This window comes from Parashewanella sp. 2210YD4-3 (assembly GCF_056591735.1).
On the sequence record NZ_JBWQOG010000002.1, the window covers coordinates 76470 to 100381 of the forward strand.

The 23912-nt window shown below is 40.8% G+C and carries 19 protein-coding genes and 1 pseudogene; 8 read left to right on the plus strand and 12 right to left on the minus strand.

The window, feature by feature from the left end:
- Nucleotides 1-2: 2 nt before the first annotated feature.
- Together AC1EU0_RS03585 and AC1EU0_RS03590 are read right to left on the minus strand one after the other, a co-directional pair.
- On the minus strand, nt 3-1553 hold the full coding sequence (locus AC1EU0_RS03585; RefSeq protein WP_480300564.1) for an SPASM domain-containing protein: 1551 nt from the start codon (nt 1551-1553) through the stop codon (nt 3-5).
- Nucleotides 1554-1575: 22 nt separating this feature from the next.
- Nucleotides 1576-2817, minus strand: a complete 1242-nt coding sequence (locus AC1EU0_RS03590) for a hypothetical protein (protein ID WP_480300565.1) — start codon at nt 2815-2817, stop codon at nt 1576-1578.
- Between the two features lie 193 nt (nt 2818-3010).
- On the opposite strand from AC1EU0_RS03590, the gene yjjX reads away from it, so the two are divergent.
- Nucleotides 3011-3553 carry an inosine/xanthosine triphosphatase gene (gene yjjX / locus AC1EU0_RS03595; RefSeq protein ID WP_480300566.1) on the plus strand — a complete coding sequence of 181 codons (543 nt, stop codon included), beginning with the start codon at nt 3011-3013 and terminating at the stop codon, nt 3551-3553.
- Nucleotides 3554-3565: 12 nt separating this feature from the next.
- Here the strand turns inward: yjjX and cobU are convergent, their stop codons facing one another.
- The 7 genes from cobU to AC1EU0_RS03630 form a co-directional block, all read right to left on the minus strand.
- A complete protein-coding gene (gene cobU, locus AC1EU0_RS03600; RefSeq protein WP_480300567.1) occupies nt 3566-4087 on the minus strand; it encodes a bifunctional adenosylcobinamide kinase/adenosylcobinamide-phosphate guanylyltransferase in 522 nt (173 codons plus the stop codon).
- Nucleotides 4084-4887 carry an adenosylcobinamide-GDP ribazoletransferase gene (locus AC1EU0_RS03605; RefSeq protein ID WP_480300568.1) on the minus strand — a complete coding sequence of 268 codons (804 nt, stop codon included), beginning with the start codon at nt 4885-4887 and terminating at the stop codon, nt 4084-4086. The genes cobU and AC1EU0_RS03605 overlap by 4 nt, the downstream gene beginning before the upstream one ends.
- Nucleotides 4874-5908, minus strand: a complete 1035-nt coding sequence (gene cobT / locus AC1EU0_RS03610) for a nicotinate-nucleotide--dimethylbenzimidazole phosphoribosyltransferase (protein ID WP_480300569.1) — start codon at nt 5906-5908, stop codon at nt 4874-4876. The genes AC1EU0_RS03605 and cobT overlap by 14 nt, the downstream gene beginning before the upstream one ends.
- Nucleotide 5909: 1 nt before the next feature.
- Nucleotides 5910-6548 carry a histidine phosphatase family protein gene (locus AC1EU0_RS03615; protein ID WP_480300570.1) on the minus strand — a complete coding sequence of 213 codons (639 nt, stop codon included), beginning with the start codon at nt 6546-6548 and terminating at the stop codon, nt 5910-5912.
- A 24-nt stretch (nt 6549-6572) separates the two neighbouring features.
- Nucleotides 6573-7397: a cobalamin-binding protein gene (locus AC1EU0_RS03620; protein ID WP_480300571.1), complete on the minus strand. Its 825-nt coding sequence runs from the start codon at nt 7395-7397 to the stop codon at nt 6573-6575.
- Complete coding sequence (cobO, locus tag AC1EU0_RS03625; RefSeq protein ID WP_480300572.1) at nt 7397-7993, minus strand: cob(I)yrinic acid a,c-diamide adenosyltransferase; 597 nt, start codon at nt 7991-7993, stop codon at nt 7397-7399. The genes AC1EU0_RS03620 and cobO overlap by 1 nt, the downstream gene beginning before the upstream one ends.
- Nucleotides 7994-8054: 61 nt before the next feature.
- Nucleotides 8055-10310, minus strand: a complete 2256-nt coding sequence (locus AC1EU0_RS03630; protein ID WP_480300573.1) for a S9 family peptidase — start codon at nt 10308-10310, stop codon at nt 8055-8057.
- A gap of 160 nt (nt 10311-10470) precedes the next feature.
- On the opposite strand from AC1EU0_RS03630, the gene AC1EU0_RS03635 reads away from it, so the two are divergent.
- Nucleotides 10471-11346, plus strand: coding sequence for a hypothetical protein (locus AC1EU0_RS03635; RefSeq protein WP_480300574.1), 876 nt, complete (start codon nt 10471-10473; stop codon nt 11344-11346).
- A 104-nt stretch (nt 11347-11450) separates the two neighbouring features.
- The gene (locus AC1EU0_RS03640; protein ID WP_480300575.1) at nt 11451-12413 is read left to right on the plus strand and encodes a class 1 fructose-bisphosphatase; all 963 of its coding nucleotides are present in this window, start codon (nt 11451-11453) and stop codon (nt 12411-12413) included.
- On the opposite strand, the gene AC1EU0_RS03645 is transcribed toward AC1EU0_RS03640, so the two are convergent.
- On the minus strand, nt 12414-13511 hold the full coding sequence (locus AC1EU0_RS03645) for a hypothetical protein (RefSeq protein WP_480300576.1): 1098 nt from the start codon (nt 13509-13511) through the stop codon (nt 12414-12416).
- Between the two features lie 210 nt (nt 13512-13721).
- On the opposite strand from AC1EU0_RS03645, the pseudogene AC1EU0_RS03650 reads away from it, so the two are divergent.
- Nucleotides 13722-13982 (plus strand): annotated as a pseudogene (locus AC1EU0_RS03650) (PAS domain S-box protein); the annotation flags it as partial.
- Nucleotides 13983-14055: 73 nt separating this feature from the next.
- On the opposite strand, the gene AC1EU0_RS03655 reads toward AC1EU0_RS03650, so the two are convergent.
- Nucleotides 14056-15078, minus strand: coding sequence for a hypothetical protein (locus AC1EU0_RS03655; protein WP_480300577.1), 1023 nt, complete (start codon nt 15076-15078; stop codon nt 14056-14058).
- A gap of 426 nt (nt 15079-15504) precedes the next feature.
- Here AC1EU0_RS03655 and AC1EU0_RS03660 point away from each other — a divergent pair, with 426 nt between their 5' ends.
- The 4 genes from AC1EU0_RS03660 (at nt 15505) to AC1EU0_RS03675 (ending at nt 22103) form a co-directional block, all read left to right on the plus strand.
- Nucleotides 15505-16863 carry a YjiH family protein gene (locus AC1EU0_RS03660; RefSeq protein WP_480300578.1) on the plus strand — a complete coding sequence of 453 codons (1359 nt, stop codon included), beginning with the start codon at nt 15505-15507 and terminating at the stop codon, nt 16861-16863.
- A gap of 108 nt (nt 16864-16971) precedes the next feature.
- Entirely contained in the window at nt 16972-19509 is a 2538-nt protein-coding gene (locus AC1EU0_RS03665; protein WP_480300579.1) for a hypothetical protein, read from the plus strand.
- A gap of 19 nt (nt 19510-19528) precedes the next feature.
- Nucleotides 19529-21391: a DUF294 nucleotidyltransferase-like domain-containing protein gene (locus AC1EU0_RS03670; protein ID WP_480300580.1), complete on the plus strand. Its 1863-nt coding sequence runs from the start codon at nt 19529-19531 to the stop codon at nt 21389-21391.
- Nucleotide 21392: 1 nt separating this feature from the next.
- Nucleotides 21393-22103 (plus strand): 3'-5' exonuclease, encoded by a 711-nt coding sequence (locus tag AC1EU0_RS03675; RefSeq protein ID WP_480300581.1) that lies wholly within the window; start codon nt 21393-21395, stop codon nt 22101-22103.
- Here the strand turns inward: AC1EU0_RS03675 and AC1EU0_RS03680 are convergent.
- Nucleotides 22100-23671, minus strand: a complete 1572-nt coding sequence (locus AC1EU0_RS03680) for a BCCT family transporter (protein ID WP_480300582.1) — start codon at nt 23669-23671, stop codon at nt 22100-22102. The genes AC1EU0_RS03675 and AC1EU0_RS03680 overlap by 4 nt on opposite strands.
- Between the last annotated feature and the right edge of the window lie 241 nt (nt 23672-23912).

Sequence of the window (23912 nt, forward strand, 5' to 3'; positions counted from 1 at the left end):
GCTTACCCTACCGACTGGATATGAATAATCGCATTATCTTTATATCCCAACTCATTGAGTTTGTTGTGCAAAATCTGCTGAGACTGTTTTAAGCTATTGGTGTTGTGACGTTCACCTGAAATTTTTGTGTCTATGGTAGCTTGAGAATCCAACCAATCTTCTTTTTTCACCACACCAGCATTGAGCGCCCGTGAAAAAATGTTTTCTGCTGTATTCCATTTCCAATCTGGACAAGGGGTTGACTTCTGATCACCCTCACCATGATACACAAATCGATGGCTGCAAAAGCCACCACATAAAGGCAGAATTTTACAGGCTCGACAGGTATCGTTATCAAAAGGAGACCATTGTTGCCAAAGCTGATTATTTCTCGACTCTAGCGCTTTGTTGTAGTCAAAAATGGTGCCTATCTTTTTTTGTGGATCGTGCATGGTTTCCCAGCATTTATGTAGGTCACCGTTAGCCGAAACCACCAGACCATTATTTTTTGCTCCAACGCACATACCAAGAAATGAGCTTGGTACTGATTTAGGACGAATAAGACCAAGCTTTTGTCCCAGCCGAGTAAACTCTAAGATTTTTTGGTTAAATATCTTTTTAGATAGACTTTGATTGAAAGCGTCTCCACTCTCAGCAGTGGATGCATCAATAGGAGCAAAATACAGATTAAAGCGACCGGTGTCCGCTAAGCCAAGCTGATGCAGTTCATAGAGCAGAGCTTCACAATGCTCTAGGTTATTTTGACCAACGTTAACACGAGTGCTGATTCCCAGTGGAGTTTGTGTAACCACAGCCTGTATGTTTTCGATAATTTTTTTATAGCTACCATGACCATTTAATTTGGGACGCATTTGATCATGGATTTCTTGAGGGCCATCAATGGTAATTTGAGCCCATGTACAACGGCGAGCATAAAGCTCTAACGCCGTTTCAACGGTTAGTAGATAACCGTTGGTAACAATAGATGAGCCGTAACTGATCTTATTCATATCGCATAAAGCAATCATTCGATCAGCCAACTTTAATAAAGCCGGCTTGGCCATTAATGGCTCGCCACCATACCAAGTGATCGAAAGATGATTTAATTGATGTTTTTGCATCTCTATGTGTTCAATGATGGCTTGGCTAACTTTTGCATCAAACTTATCCTGTGCTTTTTCTATGCCTTGAAAACAATAACCACAAGCAAGGTTGCATCCTAATGATGGAGCAAGAGTTAAGGTCAGAGATGAATTATCGGTGCGGATTCGAGAAAATTGCATTTCCAGTTGCTCAAGTTCATTGGCATTTTTATACACCAAAAAACCATTAGCAAAAAAATACTTTAATTGAGCTGACGGCACTAATGTTAGGTCATTAAGTTGCTCATACTCAGTAGTAGTTAATTTAATCAGAGCACGAGTTTGACTATTGAATAACAAGTGTTCGTCATTTTTCAGTGTGACAGGAATATTGTATTGAGAATGGGTCAACTGAGACGAATCAATCTGTATATCATATTTTGATACTCGCTCAGCCAAGCTTTTGATTTGTTGTTTAGTCACCGATTGCATTTTGCTTTTCCCTATACAAATATCAACATGAAGGAAGGCCTGGAATAACATTGATGATGCAAGCACTTACTGGGTCGCCATCATCTACATCCACTACACATGCTCCAGCATGGGCCTCACAAAGATCTAAAACTTTAGCAACACAAGCTTCGGCATTTCCTGCACAAATTCCTGTACCAGCATCCGCCACACAAGCATCTGCTTTTCCTGCACATAAATCACCTGCACTTGCGGCAGCAACACAGGCATCTGCATCTCCCGCACAAGCATTAGCAGCCCCAGCATGACCAGCACAAGCATCGGCATTTCCCGCACAAGCCGTTGCAGCATCAGCGTCTGCAGTGCAAGCACCAGTATTGGCTATACAGGCATCTGCCGCACTAGCGTGTGCACCACAAGCTGAAGCGTCTGCATTACAAACATGAACAGCTTCAACATTGGCACCACAGACGCCAACATCACTAGAACAAACCGAACCTGCTGCGTTATCTGAGCCGCAAGCATCACTATCCACAGAACAAAGTGAACCCGCTTTAAAATTTCTGCCACAAGCGTCAGCATCGGCTACACAATGAGACCCAACACCTTTATCTACACCACAAGCGGAGACCGTGAAAGGGTCGCCTCCCCCTCCTGCTGCACCACCAATGCCACCTATATTCCCTGTTCCACCTGCAATACCAGGAGACGTAGCACCAAGAGAACCTAGACCACCAGTAAAATTACCAAAACCACCAAAACCACCAGCAGGCATTCCGTAAAGCTGTAATTCAGTATTGCTTAACTCTCTGTCTTCGTTTTCATCATCTGAATCTAATAAATCATCAGAAACACTGAGCAATAATCCTCTTAAATACGCCATAAAAATGTCGGAGGTGATAGCGATATCAATGACCGCTTGCTCCGTTTCGATATTGAAAGGCAAACCATTGAGCACCACCACTCGCTGATTCAGGCTGTATAAGGTATAGCCACCGACATTTATCACTTGAAAACCGATTACACCGCCCTGCTTTTCCAACTCTTTTAAACTGTAAAAATTAGGCAGCATTTCAAGCATGATGAAATTAATGGTGTGAGCAAGAAATTGCGATACGCCCGTATTGATATTTGACCAACGCTCAGATAATAGAGCTTCAGGGCTGAGCTCCACACCTTGATGAAATTTTCTAAAGGCTTTAGGGTCATTCAACTGATGATGTGACATCTGACACACATCATCTACAGATAAAGCAAATTTTGCTGAAGAGTCGATGGTGAGCATTTTTAACTGTCCCTAGTAAAAAATATAAATAGCAGCAATGCGCAAATACACTGAATTTAGTGTAGTCAATTTTCAAAAACTCACAGAGTTCAGGGCAACCTTTTGTTTGGGTCAGTTGATAAATGAAATAAAAAGTATGATTTTGAAGATGAATTTTTTAAAATTCAGTCATCACTCCATCCATTGTTCATTTATGTCAGTTATTAACGTCATTGTCGGCTCTAAAAATCCCGTAAAAATCAATGCAAGCCAGCAAGCGATTCAAGCTTTCTATCCCAACGCTCAAGTCGTCACGATTGGTGAAGACGCTCCTTCTTTTGTCGAGGATCAACCTATGACAGCTAAAGAAACTCGCCAAGGCGCAATAAATCGAGTGGCATATTGCAAAAAGCATTATCAAGCCGATTTTTATATTGCGATTGAGGGTGGGGTAGAGCAAAACCAAGATGGCGTATTTACGTTTGCCTACATTGTGATTGATGACTTGAAACAGCAGCGAATTAACCGTAGTGCAATGTTGCCGCTTCCCTCGGTTGTTTTTGAGAAATTGAATCAGGGAATAGAGTTAGGCCATGTAATGGATGAATTATTTGGTACGGAAAACATTAAACAAAAAGGTGGAGCGATTGGGTTACTTACCCAAGGATTGGCCACACGCCAATCGACGTATGAACAAGCCATTACCTTGGCAATGGCACCGTTTTTTCATCAAGACTTATTTCAACAATCAAAGTGATGTAAACGCTCATTACACTTTTAACTGCATAGGTAACCCTGCAACAACTAAGGTGACGTTATCAGCTATAGTGGCAACCTCTTGGTTAAGCCAACCAGCTTCATCAACAAAAGTTCGAGATAACTCACCTAGTGGCACTATGCCACTGCCAACCTCATTTGAAACCAGTACAATGGTCTGCTTCGTATTAGATAGATAATCCAATAACGCAGGCTTACGCTGTAGCCATGTAATTTGGTTATCCAACAATTCATTGGTGAGTAGAAGCGTTAAACAATCTACCAATATTACGGCATCACTGGGCAATTCAATGAGACAAGAAACAAGATCTAAAGGCTGCTCCACTGTCACCCAAGCAAGTTCACCTTTACGACGTTGCTCTTGATGATGAGTTATTCTCTGTGCCATCTCATCATCTTTTGCTTGGGCTGTAGCAACATAAACCGGCTTAGCATTAGAACAATGCTGCGACACAAGTGATTCAGCATAACGGCTTTTACCACTTCTCGCGCCACCGATAACTAAATGGATCACCCCATTCCTCCCACCACTAGTAATGTGATGTATATCGCCACTTCTGAGAGCTGTTGAGCCGCACCTAAAGTATCACCGGTATAGCCACCAATTTGACGACGGAACCAACTGACAATAAAAAACCGAAAAGCGACTAACACAATGCATAAACTCACAGCTAATTTGATATCCACCAACAACAATGCCATTCCAGCGGTCGTCAGTAAGATAGCCAGTTCGCTCAAGCTTTGTTGATTAGCTAAAGGCTTAGACTTGGAATCATCAGACTCTCGTACATATACTTCAGTGAAGATCAGGCTCGCTGCAAGCACTCGACTTAAGCCATGTCCAAGGATAATAGCGACAACAACATAACTGAGATCCAACGTCGCTAGCTCTGTTAATAACATCCACTTTAGAGCAACAATTAAGATCAAGGCCAAAGCACCATAGCTCCCCAAACGAGAGTCTTTCATGATCTTGAGCTTGTCGTCCTTAGTCCAGCCACCACCAAAACCATCAGCGGTATCGGCTAAACCATCCTCATGGAACGCTCCTGTTACCACCACACTAACTATGATGGAAATGAGTACAGAAATACTAGGAGGAAAATAAAACAAAGAAAACCATAAGATCAGAGCGGTAATCGCTCCGATAAGCAGCCCAACTAAGCCAAAATAACGACTGGCTTGGTTTAGCTTATCCGAGTCTACCTCTACCCACTTAGGCATTGGAATACGTGAGAAGAAACCTAAGGCGATAAAGAATAAATCTAACTGCCGCAGGCATGATTGGAGTATAGAGTTGTTATTCAACGACATTTTCAACCTTAGCGTCTTCAAAACTGGCCATTTGATGATAAAAGGCCAATGCCGATTCAATCAGAGGAAGTGCTAAAACCGCACCCGTTCCCTCTCCCAAACGCAAACCTAAATTCAGCAGTGGCTTAGCGGAAAGCTCTATGAGTAAGATTTCATGAGCCTGCTCTTCCGATTGATGAGCAAAAACAAAATAGTCACGACATGCAGGGGCGATTCGAGTCGCAAACAAAGCCGCTACTGTCACAATAAAACCGTCAATCACTACCAGCTTCTTTTGTTCGGCTACCGCTAAAATGGCCCCGACTAACTGCACAATTTCGAAACCACCTAAATGAGCTAAAATGGAAATATGATCCGTTAAACTATCATGATGAAGTGTTAATGCTTGCTCAATTAAGGCGCTCTTTTTCTCTAAGGTTTCAGGGATAATCCCCGTTCCAAGGCCGACAGTTTCAGAAGCGGGTAGATTTAATAATGCCGACATTAAGGCTGATGCACTACTGGTATTGCCAATTCCCATTTCACCAAAAGCAAAGATGTTTTTATTGTGCTCCACATGAGATGCAATCAGAGCCTTAGCGTAGGCAAAGCCTTGTTCAACTTGTGCATGAGTCATCGCCGCTTGTTGATGAAACGCAAAGGTTCCTGTGCCTAACCGCTGAGCTGTTATTCCTTCAATATCCGTCATCTCAGCTCTCAAACCACAATCCACAATTTGTAGTGGATATTGATGCTGACGACAAAACACATTAATGGCTGCGCCACCGGAAGCAAAGTTTGCCACCATCTGCTGGGTAACTTCACTTGGTGCAATGGAAACCCCAAAATCGGCAATGCCATGCTCAGCAGCAAATACGATAACTTGTGGATTGAGTTTAGTTGTTTGCTGCCCAAGCACCGAAATCACTTGAAATGCCACTTCCTCTAATTGGCCTAGCGCTCCCATTGGCTTGGTTTTATTATTTATGTGATGCAGAATTTCTTGTGCGTTAGACGCAGCCGATTTTGAAATAGTAAACAACTTACACCTTTTGTGGTTGATGTGGCCAATTCAGCCTAAAATAACGCTTACCCAACTCATCTTCAAAAACGCTGATTTCCACAATAGAAGCATATGGTAAGTTGAAGTTTTTGAATAAGCTATGGCCCTGAGGTAACTCAAGTGCTAATGCTATTGCGGTTCGGATAACACCAGCATGAGTAACAATTAATGCCGCTGGCTGCTCTCCATCATCGGCATATTCAGACGGTAACAACAAATCATCGATGATCTGGGTTATCGCATCCTTAATTCGGCTTTCAAAATTTACCATCGTCTCGCCATTGGGCGGAGGGTATTTCCAAGGGTTATCCCAAAATGCCGATGTTGCTTTTGGGAATTGCTTAATCATGATCTCAACCGCTTCTCCATCCCAATCACCAAAATCAAATTCAGACAACGAAGTAAGGAATTTACAATTTGGATCAAATTGCTTGGCAAAAGAGGCACAGCGCTGAAGTGGTGATGAATACACAGATAATTGCGATGTAGATAAATGCGTCGTAGCCTGAAGCATTTGCTGTTCGCCGCATTCGGTTAATTCAACATCGGTACGACCACGAAAAATCTGGCCACCATGACATTCACCATGACGTAAAAAAATCAACTTAGCGCTCTTCATAACGTCCTCGTCATACTTTTTTGGTCATTGTTTACGAACTTTATCCAGCGCAGCGCAAACCGCTTTAGCACCATCAATGGCTCTTGGAGTTGGGCGATGTAATAAATCGGCATCGAGTTGGTAAATGTGATGATGCTTCACCGCTGGAATGTTCGCCCACTTATTCCAATCAATGCCTTGTATATTGCCCTCATCTTGGCTTTGTAATATGACCTGTGGCTGCGCGATCAACACATTCTCAATGCTAACTTGCGGATAATCACTGCTAGCGGAATAAAACACATTATCGCCATTACAAACGGAGATTAATTGTTGGATCCAACTGTTTTTCGCCACCGTCATTAACGGCTTTGACCATAACTGATAAAACACTTTTACTTTTTGCTTAGTTGCATTGTCATTGCGAATTTTAGATAACTGCTGTCTAAATTGAGTCACTACCTTTTTGGCTTGCTGTTGATGCCCTGTTAGCTCCCCTAGCTTCAGTAAGTCCGTGGCAATAGCCGTTAATGTGCTCGGGCTACTATCATAAAGATTAAAACCAAGTTGTTTTAAGCGTTCAATATCTTTGGGTTTATTGCCCTTGCCCCATACCACAATAAGATCGGGATTGAGCTCAAGTACTCGTTCTAATTGAATGCCATGATAACCACCAATGGATGGAATATGTTTAGCTTGCTCAGGAAAATCGGCATGATCTACCGCAGCGACTATCGAGTCACCAGCCCCGATAGCATATAACTGCTCAACAGCATGAGGAGACAAGGCGATAATACGTTTAGCGGGTTTAGCTGTAGCTGATAATGATAAAAGAGCTAAAGAACATAAAATTAGAGGGAAGATCTTCATTAATAATCAAACCCGATTTGCGCTTTGATTCCTGCTTCAAAAGCGTGTTTAATTGGTTTCACTTCACTCACAGTATCAGCAAGTTCGATGATTTTGCGGTGGCAAGCTCGGCCAGTAATGATCACATGCTGCATTTCAGGTCGGTTATTCAAGGCATTGATGACTCTATCTACATCCAAGTAGTGATAACTCACCATATAGGTCAGTTCATCCAGCAATACACAATCAATGGATTCATCTGACAGTAACTTTTCCGCCGCTTCCCAAGCGGTTATCGCTGCTGCGGTGTCTTTTTCTTTATCTTGGGTTTCCCATGTAAAGCCCGTTCCCATCACATGAAACTCAACGCCAAGCTTTTCTAGCACATTACGTTCTCCACACTCCCAAGTGCCTTTAATAAATTGCACTACTGCCGCTTTTTTGCCGTGACCTATGGCTCTCGCCACCGTACCAAAACCTGCTGTAGATTTACCTTTACCATTGCCCGTTAACACTAAAAGAATGCCTTTTGCTTCTTGGGCGGCTTCAATCTTGGCATCAACTGAGGCCTTTAACTTTTGTTGGCGCTGTTTATGTTTATTTTCTTGTTCGGACATAAAGGTTTCCTCTGACTCGGAAAATCATCCCAGCTACAGCATCTTGTAGCTGGGAAAAAGCTTATTTCAATTCACGCTCTAAGAAATCAGCCAGTGATTTATATAAATGATTTCTGACTTTTTCACCGCGCATTGAGTGCTTCGATCCCGGATAATCAATCATCTGGAACAGCTTACCTTGGTCCTGCAATGCTTTATAGACTTTAGTGCTGTTTTCAAATAGCACGTTATCGTCTGCCATACCGTGATACATCAACAAGCCAGATTGATAACCTTTAACGTAAGGCATTACGCTGCTGAGTTCATAACCTTTTTTATTGGTATTTGGATTGCCTAAGTAACGCTCAGTGTAGTGAGTATCATATAAATGCCAATCCGATACAGGCGCACCAGAAATCGCAGCTTTGAAGTAATCAGGCGCTTTAAAGATACCCATTAGCGCCATATAACCACCGTAACTATGACCGTAAATGGCAACATTTTTCTTATCAACAAACGATAGAGTTCTTAGATAATCCACACCTACTTTTTGGTCGTTTAGTTCAACGTCACCAAGGTGCTTATAAATCGGGAACTCAAACTTAGTGCCACGATTGGCGCTACCACGGTTATCCAGTTGGAATACCACAAAGCCATTTTGCACAAGATATTGAGTAAAGTAATCTTGTGATGACCAGCTGTTAGTTACGCGCTGAGCGTGAGGACCACCATACACTCGAACCACAACCGGATACTTTTTACTCGCATCAAACGGCACTGGCTTGAATAAGCGTGAATACAGGGTTTGTCCATCTTCCGCTTTTAGGGTTTTAAATTGCGGAGTCTGCCATAAGCCTGCATACGGATATAACGGGTGCCCTTTCGCCACTTTGTTTTGCTCAATCCAAGAAATCAGTTTCCCCGTAGAATTATGTAAACTGATTTGTGGTGGTTGAGTTAAGCTATTGAAGTAATCAAGATAAATACTCTTTTTCTTGGCAAATACTGCTTTATGCATGCCGTGTTTTTTACTGAGCTTTTCTATCTTGCCACCCGTCAACTTCACACGATAGAGGTGACGCTCTACAGGCGTATCTTTACGACCGGTAAAGTAAATCCAGCCAGACTTTTCATCGACATGAGAGATTGCATCGACGGCCCACTGACCTTCAGTCAGCTGTTGCTTTAGCTGGCCATCGACACCGTAAAGGTAGATATGAGAAAAGCCATCACGCTCAGAGGTCCATAGGAAATCTGGTTGTTGCTTCAAAAAGCGTAAGTTTTTATGAAGATTGATCCACGCTTTACTGCGCTCTTGAACCAACAACTTGGAGGTTTTAGGTTTAGAAACATCAACGACGCGTAACTGTAAATCCTGTTGATCACGGCTTTGCCACTGATAAGATAAGTGCTTACTGTCAGGCAACCACTTCACGCGAGGTAGGTAAATGTCTTTGTTTTTACCTAGATCGACCCACTGAGTTTTGCCCGATTTAACTGCAACGATGCCCAACCCAATTTCTACGTTGGTTTTACCTGCATACGGATAACGCTGTTGAGTTAACTTAATACCATCAGCATAAATTTCATTACGAGTGACTAACTCTACTCCAGACTCATCAACACGAGTAAAGGCGATTTTTGACTCATCTGCTGACCACCAATAGCCAGTGTAACGTCCCATTTCTTCTTGAGCGACAAACTCAGCCATGCCGTTTTTAATCGCGCCGCCACCATCTTTGGTTAGCGCCGTTAATTTTTTATTGGCTAAATTCAATACAAATAAATTTTGACCTCGAATAAACGAAACAAAATGACCTTTCGGAGATAATTTAGCATCGGTAGCAAAACCATCACCAATTGGGAGTTCCGTTACTTTTTGGCTGCTCACAGTGAATAAATACAATTTGCCGCTAGCTGGGATCAACACATACTTTCCATCAGCTGACCACTGATATTCCATGATCCCTTGACCATAGATCCGTTGACGTTCTCGACGGGCTTTTTCTTCATTCGATAACTCGCCAGAAGCTAACTTATCAGCATTGACTAGGATGCTGGTTTTGCCGGTTTTTACATCCACCTGCCATAAATCATAAAAACTTTGGTTATCTGCACGCCCTGCAAGGTAGGTTACTCGGCTACCATCAGGTGATAACTTTAACCCTCTCGGGCTTTTTCCCGCTAGAGCTGGCGAAGCGTTCATACGTTCAATAGTAAGAGGTTCTTTTCCTCCTACAATGTGATGATCTAACGTAGGTAAGTTAGCAGCATAAAGTTGACTACTTATGCACAAGGTAACGCTGGCTATCGCCATCGTGAGCCAAGTTTTTTTCATTGTTATAACCTTGATAATAATTGATTTAGATATTCTGCCAGAACAGGCTTAAAAGAGAAATGTACAAAAGAGGGTAAACTCAGAATTAAGCTTTCTTCATAACTATGGGGGAACACTTAAAAAACAGATAGATTGTTCATTATTTTAACAGGAAAAGAACATGGCTGTTGCACAATCTATCCATGCCTCAATAGAGCTAGAATCTTTAAAGCCAGAGACTATAGGTAACAATCAAAGTAAAGGCGATATTACGGGTTATAACTTCGAATATAGTAATCGGACTTGGAAGTTTAAGCCGCAAAACGAAGCTAATCGTTGTGGGATTTGCACTATACACCTAGCGATGTTGAATTTTTGTGGTAGTACTCTCCACTTTTTTTGTAAACCGTGTTTAGACGATTTGTTTAAAAACACGCCAGAATACGTGCTTGAAAAAAGCGACTCGACATCTGAAAGTACCCAAATCCGTTGTCCTTTCAATTGCGATCCAGTTGAAATCGACACTGCCAGAGCAATAATTGAGAGCAAACACCTACAAACTAACCCCAATGATATTGAAGTCTCGTGCATGGATTGTGATGAAACCTTGAAAATAGGTATGTTGGGGGAACATCCTCTAGACTGTGTCGATCAAAAAGAAGCGAGACTTCAATTAGAAAAAGAACAAAATGCAATTAGAGAGCTTCTGACACAAGAATCAGAGCAACAGCAGTTGAATCCTGAGGGAATGAATATAATAGAGTATTTAATGGTTCATAATGCACAAGGAAACGCTTTACCTGCAGAGAGTGATTTATCACCTGTCTCAGACAGTGATGAACAAACTCCATTTAGACCAGACAATAATATGCCAGCCCAAGCTGGCAGTGATGAATCTTCCCCATTACGACCAGATAATCATTTAACACCGCACTTAACCATAAATGAGCATACCCCACTACTGCCAGACACAGGTACTCTAAGGCAATATAATATCCAAGAACATCAACAACAGAAGCAGGAGCGCAATAAATATCATTGCTGCAATATATTATGAACACTTGTGTCACTAGCCAATGATTACTTTCAAAATGAAATTCCTTTAAAGCTAAGGTATGATCCGCAAGCAAAAGCTCCCTCTTTTTGCTTTAAGGATCATCAATGCAAACCTTTACTCAGTTTTTAGCAGAGACGCCTGCTTCTCCATCATTAAGCCAATTACTTCACACCCTTATCAATACCTCTAAAGAAATCAGTCATGCTGTACAGCATGGTGCTTTAGCTGGTGTATTAGGAGCAACCGAGCAGGAAAACGTTCAAGGTGAAACTCAAAAGAAACTCGATGTCATCACCAACGACATGTTAAAAACAGCATTAGCAGAAGATTCAACGGTAAAAGGCATTGCTTCTGAAGAGGAAGATGATGTGGTAGCCGCTAATACTGACGGTGAATTCCTTGTGAGTTTCGATCCACTGGATGGCTCTTCAAATATCGACATTAACTCTTTGGTTGGTACCATTTTCTCAGTATTGCCCGCTAAAGATGGTGAGCTGACTCAGCAGCAGTTTTTACAAGCTGGTCGCAATCAAGTGGCAGCAGGCTATGTACTCTATGGCCCATCAACCATGCTAACCCTGACTACAGGTAATGGCGTATTTATGTTTACTCTGTGTCCTGACAGCAATGAGTTCATGTTAACTGAATCGAATGTGACCATCCCTGCTGATACTAAAGAGTTTGCCATCAATATGTCTAACCAGCGTTTCTGGCAACCTGCAATGCAAAGCTACATTGATGATCTTTTAAAGGGCGATACTGGCGTTCGTGGTAAAAACTTTAATATGCGTTGGATTGCTGCCATGGTGGGTGATGTGCATCGCGTATTATCTCGTGGTGGCTTATTTACTTATCCAACCGATACCAAGAATCTAGCAAAACCGTTTAAGCTTCGCTTAATGTACGAAGCCAATCCTATGGCATGGTTAGTTGAACAAGCACAAGGTAAAGCTTCAACGGGTTATGAAAATATTTTGGATATAGAGCCAACAGAGATCCATCAACGTGTTGCTGTAATTTTAGGTTCTCGCAATGAAGTTGATGCTTGCTTGTCCTATCACAAGTAATCAACCCACTAATGATGAGACTCTAAGAGTCTCATCATATTCCCCATTGGTTAGATCAGGAAATGGGATTTGAGGATCGGCTTGTATATAGAATGAATATTCAGACTTATGTTCAGGTAAGTCATCGAATAACAGCGCTTGATTACAAAACTCAAATTGTTCGAAATATTGATATTTTCCAAACCTTAGATAGTCAATAAAAGGTTGAGCCTGATCGAGATCAGAAAAATCATAGCTATCTATTTCCTCCTTTGTGAACTCATTTATTTTTGCAACATAATTCAGCATAGTGACTCTGTCGTGATAACAAGTTCGAGGCAAAGGTATTCCGTATCCTTCAAATAATTGCTGTAAGTCTTCGTATACATAGACGTTACTGGTCAATACGTGGATAGCGTGCTTTCTTTGAGCAAAGCCAGCTAATTGTCGAAAAGCGTTAACATCGATAAAAACACGCGCAAGTAATTGGCGAGCATCTACTTTTACTCGTAATTTAACAGGAGAAAGAAAATTAATTCTTCCTATACTTTCATCAAGGTGAAATACACTTTCGTCTAAGTCCAATAACAACACTAATTGCGGGTTATCGTCAGATACCTCCTTTGATGCACATTTAAGCCATTCTTTACACGTTGAGGGATATTGAGGCTTTTTTATTGTCTTAATATCGTTGGGTTTTATTTCTTCTAGCGTTATCTTTTCTAGCGATATCTCATCTTGTTTAATAACCCCACGGCTAGATACAAGGCAAGATTTACTATCTTGTTCAATAGCTTCAAATGGCATCGTAGCCTTCTGAAAACAAATTGCCGCACTATTTTTTCCACGTTTACCTACCATATATGAAGAAGTATGAGATTCGTCACAACGTGAGTCTTGATAGGCTTCAGTTAGAAAAAAATTGCTATTATTGCTCACTTGCCAAAGTGGAGTCTGAAAATGATCATCCTGAAGCAAGTGCACATTGTAATGTGCCTCTGCTAAGCAATTTCTATCTTTTACATTTTGTGACCCAACTGAACTATTCCCCAGAAAAAGTTGCGAAAATTCAGACTCGAAATCGATGCCGCCGTAAACGCCACCTAGCTGACTAGCCATTGGTTACCTTGTCCTCATAAACTTTTCTTACAACTATAAATAAACGGGTGATACTCTTCAGTTAAATATCGTTTACCATTCGCATTAGCGAACTGCCAGTCTCTGTAAGCAGTCAATTTAACATTGAGATACCGACTTAGATCAAATGACAGCACAGCAGAGTGATACCATGCTCAAACTTTTTTTTACAAATAAAATTGATCTTCAGTCATGGAATTTAAGACGCCTTCTGACAAACGCCAGCATTCTTCTCGAGAAATTGAGCTATCTACACAAGATGAACTTATATCGACAACAGACCAGCAAGGCAGCATTAATTACGTTAATCAGGCGTTTATTGAGGTCTCAGGTTATTCAGAAGAAGTTTCAGGTGCTGCGAACAATGCGGTACTTCTTAATAATGAAGCTGAACAAGTCGCCAGTGCGATGTCTGAAATTGATGCCATTGCAGAACACACCAACCTATTAGCATAAAATGCAGCAATTGAAGTGTTCGAACAAGCATCAGTGCACGTAAAGCATCAAGTTGATAAAGCTAAAAACCTTAGGAATATCTTTGGATAAATCGAAAGTTAACCTTAGGAGTTTTAATCTTACCAGCACTCAAATCAGGAAACGATTTCCAAACTTCAGCCTGAATATAAAACGAATACTTTGATTCATTCTCAGGCCTATCATCATACAATAAGGCCTGATTAAAAAAATCAAACTTCTCGTAGTATTGAGGTTTAGTAAAACAATGTTGAGTGATGAACTCCTGAGCGAATCTTAAATCAGAAAAGTCCCACAACTTTATAACCTGCTCGGTAAATCCATTCTTCAAGGCAAAATTTCGTAGCATGGTTTCTCGATTGTGATAATTGCCTTCAGGTAAAGGAATTTCAAACTGTTCAAACAATCGATGAATATCTTGATAAACGTAAGTGTTGGTTGTCACCACATGAATGCAATGTCCTCTTCGGGAAAAAGCAGCAAGCTGCTTAAAGGCATCTTCATCAATATAAACTGTTACCTCTTCTTCCTTACCGTAGCTTTTTGCTTTTAGTGGGAAGTCTAACTTTGTATTTATTCTTACGAATAACCGACTCGAGCTCAATACACTTTCATCTAAATCAAGCAGTAACACTAAGGGAAGGTTATCATCTGATACCATTTCTGATGCACATTTAAGCCACTTCTCACGCGTTAATGGATAATCAGGCTTAAGTTTTGGCTTTACTTCTGCTTGTTCAGGAGAATTCGAAGCTTGAATACAATACTGCTCAACAGAAGACGGTTGCACTGCATCACCTTCGACTCCATTGTTAAGAATATTGAGCTGAGTTCGAGATAAATGGCCGTATGTCTCAAAAAAATTATGGCTAGCTTGGTTTACTTGATGACATTGTTCAGGGTCAGAACAATCTGATTCTGTCTTTACAGTAAAAGCATTACCTACGCGATTATTTTGATCTTCTAATCTTAACAATTCAAGCTCATCCGCAATACTCTCAGTAGCACCAGCGTAATGAGCCTGTTGATGATTAGGTAAGCCTAAATCAGAATGAGTGGTAATTTCAGATGACATTGTTTATTACAAATATTGATATGAGTTGTAATGATAAAGTCATTTCTAAAGTCATCTAGTTAATTTTTCTTTATAAATGGAGTTAGATTAACTAATTCAACTTACTTAAAGCCTATAACTCTTCAATGAATCTAGTCTTCATGGTCAATGAAAATAAACTTCAAAGGAATTGAACGAATATCTATCCGCGATAACTCATTTCACGCATATTTAACACACCACAGCAGATTTTATATTCAAAAATAAAGCATAAGTATCATTTTAGCTCGATTATCTATATTAATAATTTACAGAATAATGATAACTCGGTAAGCTTGCGCCATATTTTAGAGCCTGATATTACAGCTAACGAGCAAACCCACTGCATAACTACTCAGAGCTTTAGTAAAGACAGATACATCCTATTTAAATTAAGGTGTGAAAACAGTGTCAAAACAAGAACAAAAACACAACATAAAAACCATACTCACTTTTGCCATTCCCTCATTGCTTGGCTTACTGTTTTTTATGACTCCTGTGCAATACGATGGCAATATCACTATTCCCATTGCGGTCGTTGCCAAGTTTCTACAAAGTGAGTTTACCCACATCATTCACCCTTTATTGGTGATCAGTGTTGTTGCCATGAGTGTGTTAACTCTGGCAGTAAAAGCCATTAAGCCCAAATCCATTTTAAATAATCACTTCCTAAATGAGTTGCTAAACCCCAATTGGTTTTGGTCATTAACTCGTTGTGTTGGTGGGTTATTCATTGTTTTAACTTACTTAGAGATCGGCCCAGAAATGATCCGCTCTGGCGATACAGGCGGCTTAGTATTCCATGATTTATTGCCTGTGCTGTTTTCGGTCTTCATTATTGCAGGTTTGTTGCTGCCCCTATTACTCAACTTTGGTTTACTTGAAATCGCGGGTGCTTTGCTGGCAAAGATAATGCGACCAGTGTTTAAGCTGCCGGGTCGTAGCGCTATTGGCTGTATTACTTCTTGGCTTGGTGATGGCTCAGTCGGTATTTTGATGACCGCCAAGCAATATGAAAACCATACCTTTACTAAACGTGAAGCAGCGGTAATTGCAACCAATTTCTCCGCGGTTTCAATTACCTTTAGTTTGGTGGTGATCACACAGGTTAACTTAGCCCACTTATTCGTGCCTTTTTATCTGGTTGTATGTGCTGCCGGTATTGTGGCTGCGATTATCGTCCCCAAATTACCACCACTATCTCGTAAAGCAGACTTATTCATTACTGGTGAAGCCAGAGGACATGATAAAGAAGTGATCCCAGAAGGACGCAATGCTCTATCTTGGGGCTATGAACTTGCATTAGATAAAGCGAGTCAAGCACCAAGTATTAAAGCGTTCTTCCAAGAAGGTTTAAAAAACGTGGTGGATATGATCCTAGGCATCATTCCAGTGGTTATGGCCATTGGTACCATTGGTTTGATCTTAGCAACCTATACTCCACTGTTTGATTACCTTGGCATGCCATTCATTCCATTACTTGAACTTATGCATGTCCCTGAAGCGGCAGCGGCGTCTAAGACCATTATGATAGGCTTTGCTGATATGTTCTTGCCAGCGATTTTGGCTTCAAGCATTCAATCGGATATGACTCGCTTTATTATTGCTTGTTTGTCTGTGACTCAATTAATTTACATGAGTGAAGTTGGTGCATTATTGATTGGCAGTAAGATCCCAGTTAACTTCATTGACCTATTTTTGATCTTTATCTTCCGCACATTAGTTTGTTTGCCTGTGATTGTTGGCTTATCTCATCTGATTTTCTAAAAAAACATTAATGGTGATGACGAACTAAGTCATCACCATTTTCAGCTTGCATTCAGAACAAATAACGTAGCTTGTATATTATGTCCTCTATACTAGGCTTTATATCCAATGGCATCTGGTGGTATTCCTCAATACCCTCCTCAACACGCGAATAGCTATTCATACGCTAGTTACCCTTCGAGTGACAAAAATGAAGCCGTTGTGATACCACCTATCAACCCATCCTTATCTGAAGAATACCGCGAGGGATTAGTCCGGTATGCAATAACGCCGCTAGCTCAGCTACAAACACAAATCAGCTCAGGGCAATCCACGCGAGTAGCCTTACTATCCGAACAAGCAAAGTCAAAAGGGATGACATTTACAGCCGCTCCTATCCACCCGAGTGAAATCTACCAAGGTTCGAGGAATATTTTAGATCCTACATTCACTAAAATGACCACATCAACAGATACAGATTCTATTTATAAAAGCACGCCAATTTCCACTATTTGTGGAGAGTACGATGAAGAACAGCAGCTAATGGCCAACTCATGTCTCTCGAGTGGTCATAAAAATCGTTGCTTCCTTAATACAACCCAAGTACCCAAAAGCGTACTCGTTCAAGAGGCAAAAAAAACAGGTGCCACGCCTTGGCCAGCATCCATTTCAGCTAATGTCACTAACGTGCTGATATTGGCTAATCAATTAAATCGAAATGTGATATTTTTTTATCCATACCGAATCGATGGTCAGCAATTTGTGCTTCAAAAACCCGATCTTACTTGCACAATCGGGTCCTTAGAGACACTGCTAAGTCAGTTTCCATGCATAGGCAATACACCACCAATATTGGTAACCAGTGATCAAAGCCATCTGTACCTTTTTGAGGACAGTGAAACAATAGTTAAGTCCACATATCACAGGCGGATCAAACTGTTTATCGATGCCATAGCTCAAACCGCTTTCTCAGATTGCTTAGGCTTCTTACCTGAAAGCTCAATATTACAAATCACACAAACAGGCTACTTAACACGACTTCGTTTAGTGCCCACTTATGAAGGTTTCAGTTTACAGTCATGTCAACTCGGTGATTTCCTGTATGATGTGGAAGCTTATCTTCACTTTATTTTCAGCGTATCCCAGCAAATAGCATCTCAAAACCCAGACCCTGCTGTATATCAAAGCTCTAAAGACAGGACAGTGTTTCAAACGACTCGTGCAGCCGATACCGAGCAATACCTCATCACAAGGCATCAACTTTACGAGCTGGAAACTCAACACCGACAATGGATTGAAGACGTGGGAAAACTGCGACGGTATGCTATAAAGGGTGAATCAAGAGACCTAGAAGAGTTTAAGGCATTAACAGAGGTATTAGAACAAGTTCAATTAAGTTTCGTTCGCGCCACTGGAGAGTTAAAAGAGTCCATGTTCACCCTATTAAGCCACATACCATTTAATGACCGGATAAAAAGTTTAACTCAACCAGATTCTTGCGTAGTTAAGTGGTTTTTTCAGTTACAGCCACTCACTAAAAAAGTGTTTCCTAAACCTACGAGCCCCACAGGTTCATCTAACCTATCTCAAGAAATACTTGCTTCTCTATCACAATGCATGAAACAACTTACAAAGTTCCTAACGGTAGATGAAGTTAATCGAAATGAAAGAATGGTGAAACTCATAGAAACCTCAGTTCTGCAGCTACTTACTTTAGATAGTGAAGGCCGAATTTCTGCTCAAGATAAAAACGATTACATTGTTCCTATATTCAACCAGCTTCAAAGATTAAAAATCACACCTGCACAGCAAGCTACTGAACAAAACGGATTCTATGCGGTAATTGTTAACGCTTTAGCAAAAGAGCAACAAGACGGAATAGTCCAAATACCAGCTCCAAAAAATCCATTCAGTACCATTGAATGGATTCACAATCACTATCCATTCGATACATTAACTGAAAAACAGAGGAGAATGTTAGAAATCAATTACGAAATCATCTTTGAATTATTAAGAACTTCTCCTGCTCAGTATCCCATGGCACTAAATAATTTCCTGCCAAATTTACAAGCGACCGCCAAAGACTATCAACATTTGCACAGCATGACTGAGCCACCATACAGTGAACAAGAGGTTTCATTGTTTTCTTTTTATATGAACCAGTTACATGAAAAAGCTCACCCTCCTATGCTCATACTTCAGGCGCAACAACAAAAATTTTTAAATCTTTTACCAGTATTACAAGAGGAATTGTTAGGGCGACTATGGTTAAGCACTGAAGAAATGAAGGCTGACATTCAAAGAGCAACCATTGCTACAGCACAAGGAACTGAAGCTATCAGTAACACAAAAACAAAGCGAACCTTACCATGGAAAAAAAACACTCAGCAGCAAGCGTTGGTGTTAAGCCAATCACAGTTGCAAGTTATCGCAGGGCAACTGTCTATCAAACTGAAAGTAAGTGGTAAAATGGAACTGCACTTAAATGAAAAAAAATGTTGTGAACTTAACCCCAGCTTTCTAGTAAAATTGAGAACAGATGTAAGGCGCCCTGCTCATCACGTGTTAGCAGACTGTTTATCTGACAATCCTAAAGCCTTCGAAAGGACTTGGGCGAACTATCGTAAGCCGTCATCTAGCACAGACCGTGGCGGCTGGAGAGCCTAGAATTTATTAGGGAAGAGTAATGGAAGCCGAACTCAGCGAAATAAAAAAATTTTTAGAACTATACCCACCTTTTGATGAGCTTGAGGAAACGACTCTTGATCTCGTTACCCATAACGTTGAAATAGCCTACTTTCGGTCAGGTTCTGACATCATAAAATTAGGTGAACATATTCACGACCTCTTTGTGATCAGAAGTGGTGTCGTGGAAGTGTCTAGACGTAACGGCAAATTATATAACCGCATGGATGAAGGTGATGTATTTGGACAAATGGGGTTACTCTCCAACAATAAAGTGAAATTCCCTGCCAAAGCCATCGAAGATACTTTGGTTTACTGCATACCTGAATCGGTATTTCAGAATCTTTACGATAACGACGAAAAGTTTGCGTCATTTGTTGAAACCGAAAAAGACGTTCGCCTGAAACAAGCAGTAAAAGAAACCAAAGAACAAAACATTCTTACCTCTTCCAAAGTAACCACTTTGATCACTAATGCGCCTAATTTTATCGATAAAAACAGCTCCATCGAACAAGCCGCTATTCAAATGTCGGACGAGCTTTCATCTTATTTATTAGTCACTAATTCAGAAGAATCTGGCTATCCACTGCTAGGAATGGTTACAGAACGAGATCTTTGTACAAAAGTATTGGCCAAAGGACTGTCTCCCTCATTACCCATTACCACAATTATGTGTGATGAATTAATTCACATCGATCATAACGCATACGTCCATGAAGCCATGTTGATCATGCTCAGGAATAACATCAGCCATTTGCCCATACTCAAAGACCAACATCCCATAGGTGTCTTAAGTGTCAGTGATATTATTCACCATGAATCACAACACTCTTTATTGTTGGTAAACAGTATCTTTCAGCAAACCAATATTGATGATCTGGCTACATTATCTGAGCAAGTAAAAGACTGCTTTTATCGCCTAGTGAACGAAGATGCCAATTCGCACATGATCGGCAGTGCTATGACCGTTATTGGACGCTCTTTTAAACAACGCATCATTGAGCTTGCCGAAGAAGACTTAGGATCACCTCCAATTCCATATTGCTTTCTAGCATTAGGCTCTATGGGACGTGATGAACAGCTGATTGTCACCGACCAAGATAACGCCATTATTCTAGATAATAGCTATAACGCCACTATTCACGAAAGTTATTTTGAAAAGCTGGCTAAATTTGTATGTGACGGACTTGCTAAGTGCGGTTACAGCTATTGCACTGGAGACATCATGGCGACAAATCCAATGTGGCGTATGACGCAAACCGAATGGGAACAATGCTTTGAGGATTGGATAGATAATCCAAACCCTAAAGCTTTGCTCAATGCTTCTATCTTTTTTGATTTAGACGGCGTTCACGGACGCTTAAAGTGGGCAGAAAAGCTCAATGCTTTTATCGTTCGCAAAGCCAGAAAAAATGCCAAATTTTTAGCTTGTCTAGCCAGAAATGCTCTAAACCGCACGCCTCCATTAGGCTTTTTTAAAAGCTTTGTTATGGAAAAAGATGGTCGCCATAATAATTCTATAAACTTAAAACGTCGTGGTACAGCTCCTCTTGCTGATTTAATAAGAGTTCACGCCTTAGCTGTTGGTTCTCGTGCTCAAAATTCAATTGAACGGTTAGACGATGTCATTGAATCGAATATATTGCCGTCTGGTCGTGGACAAGATTTAAAAAATGCCTTTGAATTTATTTCAATGGTACGGATCCGCCATCAAGCCATTGATATTGAAAATGGCACTGAACCCGATAACAACATTGAACCTGAAAACTTGTCAGACTTCGAACGACGAACATTAAAAGATGCATTTCAGGTTCTCAGCAACGCTCAGAACTTCTTAAAATTTCGATATCAAGCAATAGGATAAAATGAATTTATTTTCAAAACAGCAAGATTGGCACAATGATTTTCATACACGGTATGCTCAGGCAAACAATCTTATTTTAAAAGATTTCTATAGCGCTCAGTTGCCTGACAGCCTTCAGCCTCTAGCTAACATAGAGTTTGTTGCTCTGGATTTTGAAACCACAGGGCTGAACCCTGAAAGTGATGGGATTGTTTCAATCGGTTTAGTCCCTTTTAATCTTAACCGTATATTATTAAATTCAGCGAAAGAATGGACAGTGAAACCAAGGATCCCTCTAGTGGATAAATCCATCGTTATTCATGGTATTACTCATGACGATATCATTGGAGCGCCAGATTTTATTGACGTTTACCCTGAAGTACTTGAACACATAAAGGGCAAAGTTGTTGTGGCACATTTTCATAGGATTGAACGCTTGTTTCTGCAAAGAGCATTACAAATCAGACTAAACGAAGATATTGAATTCCCAATGGTGGATACGTTACAAATCGAAAGCCAAATCCAAAACCATTGGTTCAAACGTTTAAATCGCTGGTTTCAAAAACAGCCATCACCATCAGTCAGGCTTGGAAAATGCAGAGCAAGGTACGATTTACCCGCTTATACCCCACATCATGCGCTAACGGATGCTATCGCTACAGCAGAGTTGCTTCAAGCCCAAATTTCACATCATTTTGACTCAAAGCAACCCATTAGAGATTTTTGGCTTTAAAATTTTTCTGTTTTCATGCCTTTCAATAAGCTTACGCACATGATCAACAGGATGACAGTAAATGGCAATGCTGTGGAAATGGTTCCAGCTTGAAGTGCTTGAATAGCTTCTTTACCACCTACCCATAACAGAGCAATTGCCACTAGACCTTCAAGTACAGCCCAAAACACACGTTGTGGAGCAGGTGACTCAAGCTTCCCGCCAGCCGTGATACTATCTATCACTAGTGAACCTGAATCCGATGAGGTGATGAAAAACACCAAAACCAGTACCACAGCAACAACGGAAAGTAATTGCCCAAAAGGGAGTTGGTCAAACATTTGGAACATCGCCAGTGAAACATCTGTTAATCCGTTAGTACCAAGTTCACCAACATGATTAACAATTTGATCGATAGCCATACCACCAAACACAGACATCCAAATGATGGTTACTGCCGTAGGAACAAACAGCACAGCGGTAATGAATTCACGTACGGTACGACCTTTAGATACACGAGCAATGAACATACCAACAAATGGTGACCAAGAAATCCACCATGCCCAGTAAAAGACAGTCCAGCCATGTAGCCAAGCGGTATCTTCACGACCAATTGGATTACTCAAAGGAATGATGTTTTCAACATAAGCGGCCAGTGTTGTACCTATGGAGCTAAACGAAACATGGTAACCGATAATGGCGACTAAAATGAGTAACGAAAAAGCAATAATCATGTTGATATTACTTAAGAGTTTAACCCCTGAATCAATCCCTCTTAATACCGAAATCGCAGCGATGGCGGTAACAAAACAGATTACGCCAACTTGAAGACCAAAGCCCGATTCTAGACCGAATACATGATGTATACCGCCAGCGGCTTGTTGTGCACCAAGCCCCAATGACGTTGCCAATCCAAAAATGGTCGCCAATACCGCTAGAATATCAACAATATGCCCTGCCCAGCCCCACGTTTTATCACCTAAGATTGGATAGAAAATTGAACGCATTGAAAGCGGCAAACCCTTGTTGTAAGCAAAAAAAGCTAACGACAAGGCAACAACACAATATATCGCCCAAGGGTGAAGCCCCCAGTGGAACATGGTCGCACCTAATGCAAGCTTGGCCGCTTCAGGGGTGTTTGGCTCTACATTCAATGGCGTTTCAAACCAACCTGTAAAATAAGCCACGGGTTCGGCAACACCCCAGAACATCAAACCGATACCCATGCCGGCTGCAAATAGCATTGCCAACCAAGAAACATAAGAATATTCGGCCTTAGCGGTAGTGCCACCAATTCTAATTTTACCAAACGGAGAAATTAGTAAGCCTAAACAGAAGACAATAAAAAAGTTACCCGACCACATAAATAGCCAGTCGAAGTTATTAATGATGTCAGTTTTTAAGCCATCCAAAACTGACTTCATGGTTGATGAATCAATTAAGGCTGTCGCCACTAAAAATAAAATTAATAGGCCTGCACTGATCCCAAAAACAGCATTGTGGACATCGAACCCCCACTTTTGCACATTATCTTGCCCAATTTGATAGTCGGTACTATCAATGCTGTATTTATCAATTCCTTTGGTCATCTTGCCTCTCTTGATATGGAAATATTATGAGTACGAATATTTATATAAAAATTCGTACTCATAATATTTTTAATTACGGATGGATGCAGGCATTTTACACAAGTATCACCTCTTACCCAATCTAAGTTTTTTCAAAAAATTAACAAATCGATAAATAACAGTTAGTTACAAAAACAAAAAGCCAAAAAAGTCACAAAGCATCAATAAACCTAATTAGACATTGCTCACAAACGCCACTAGA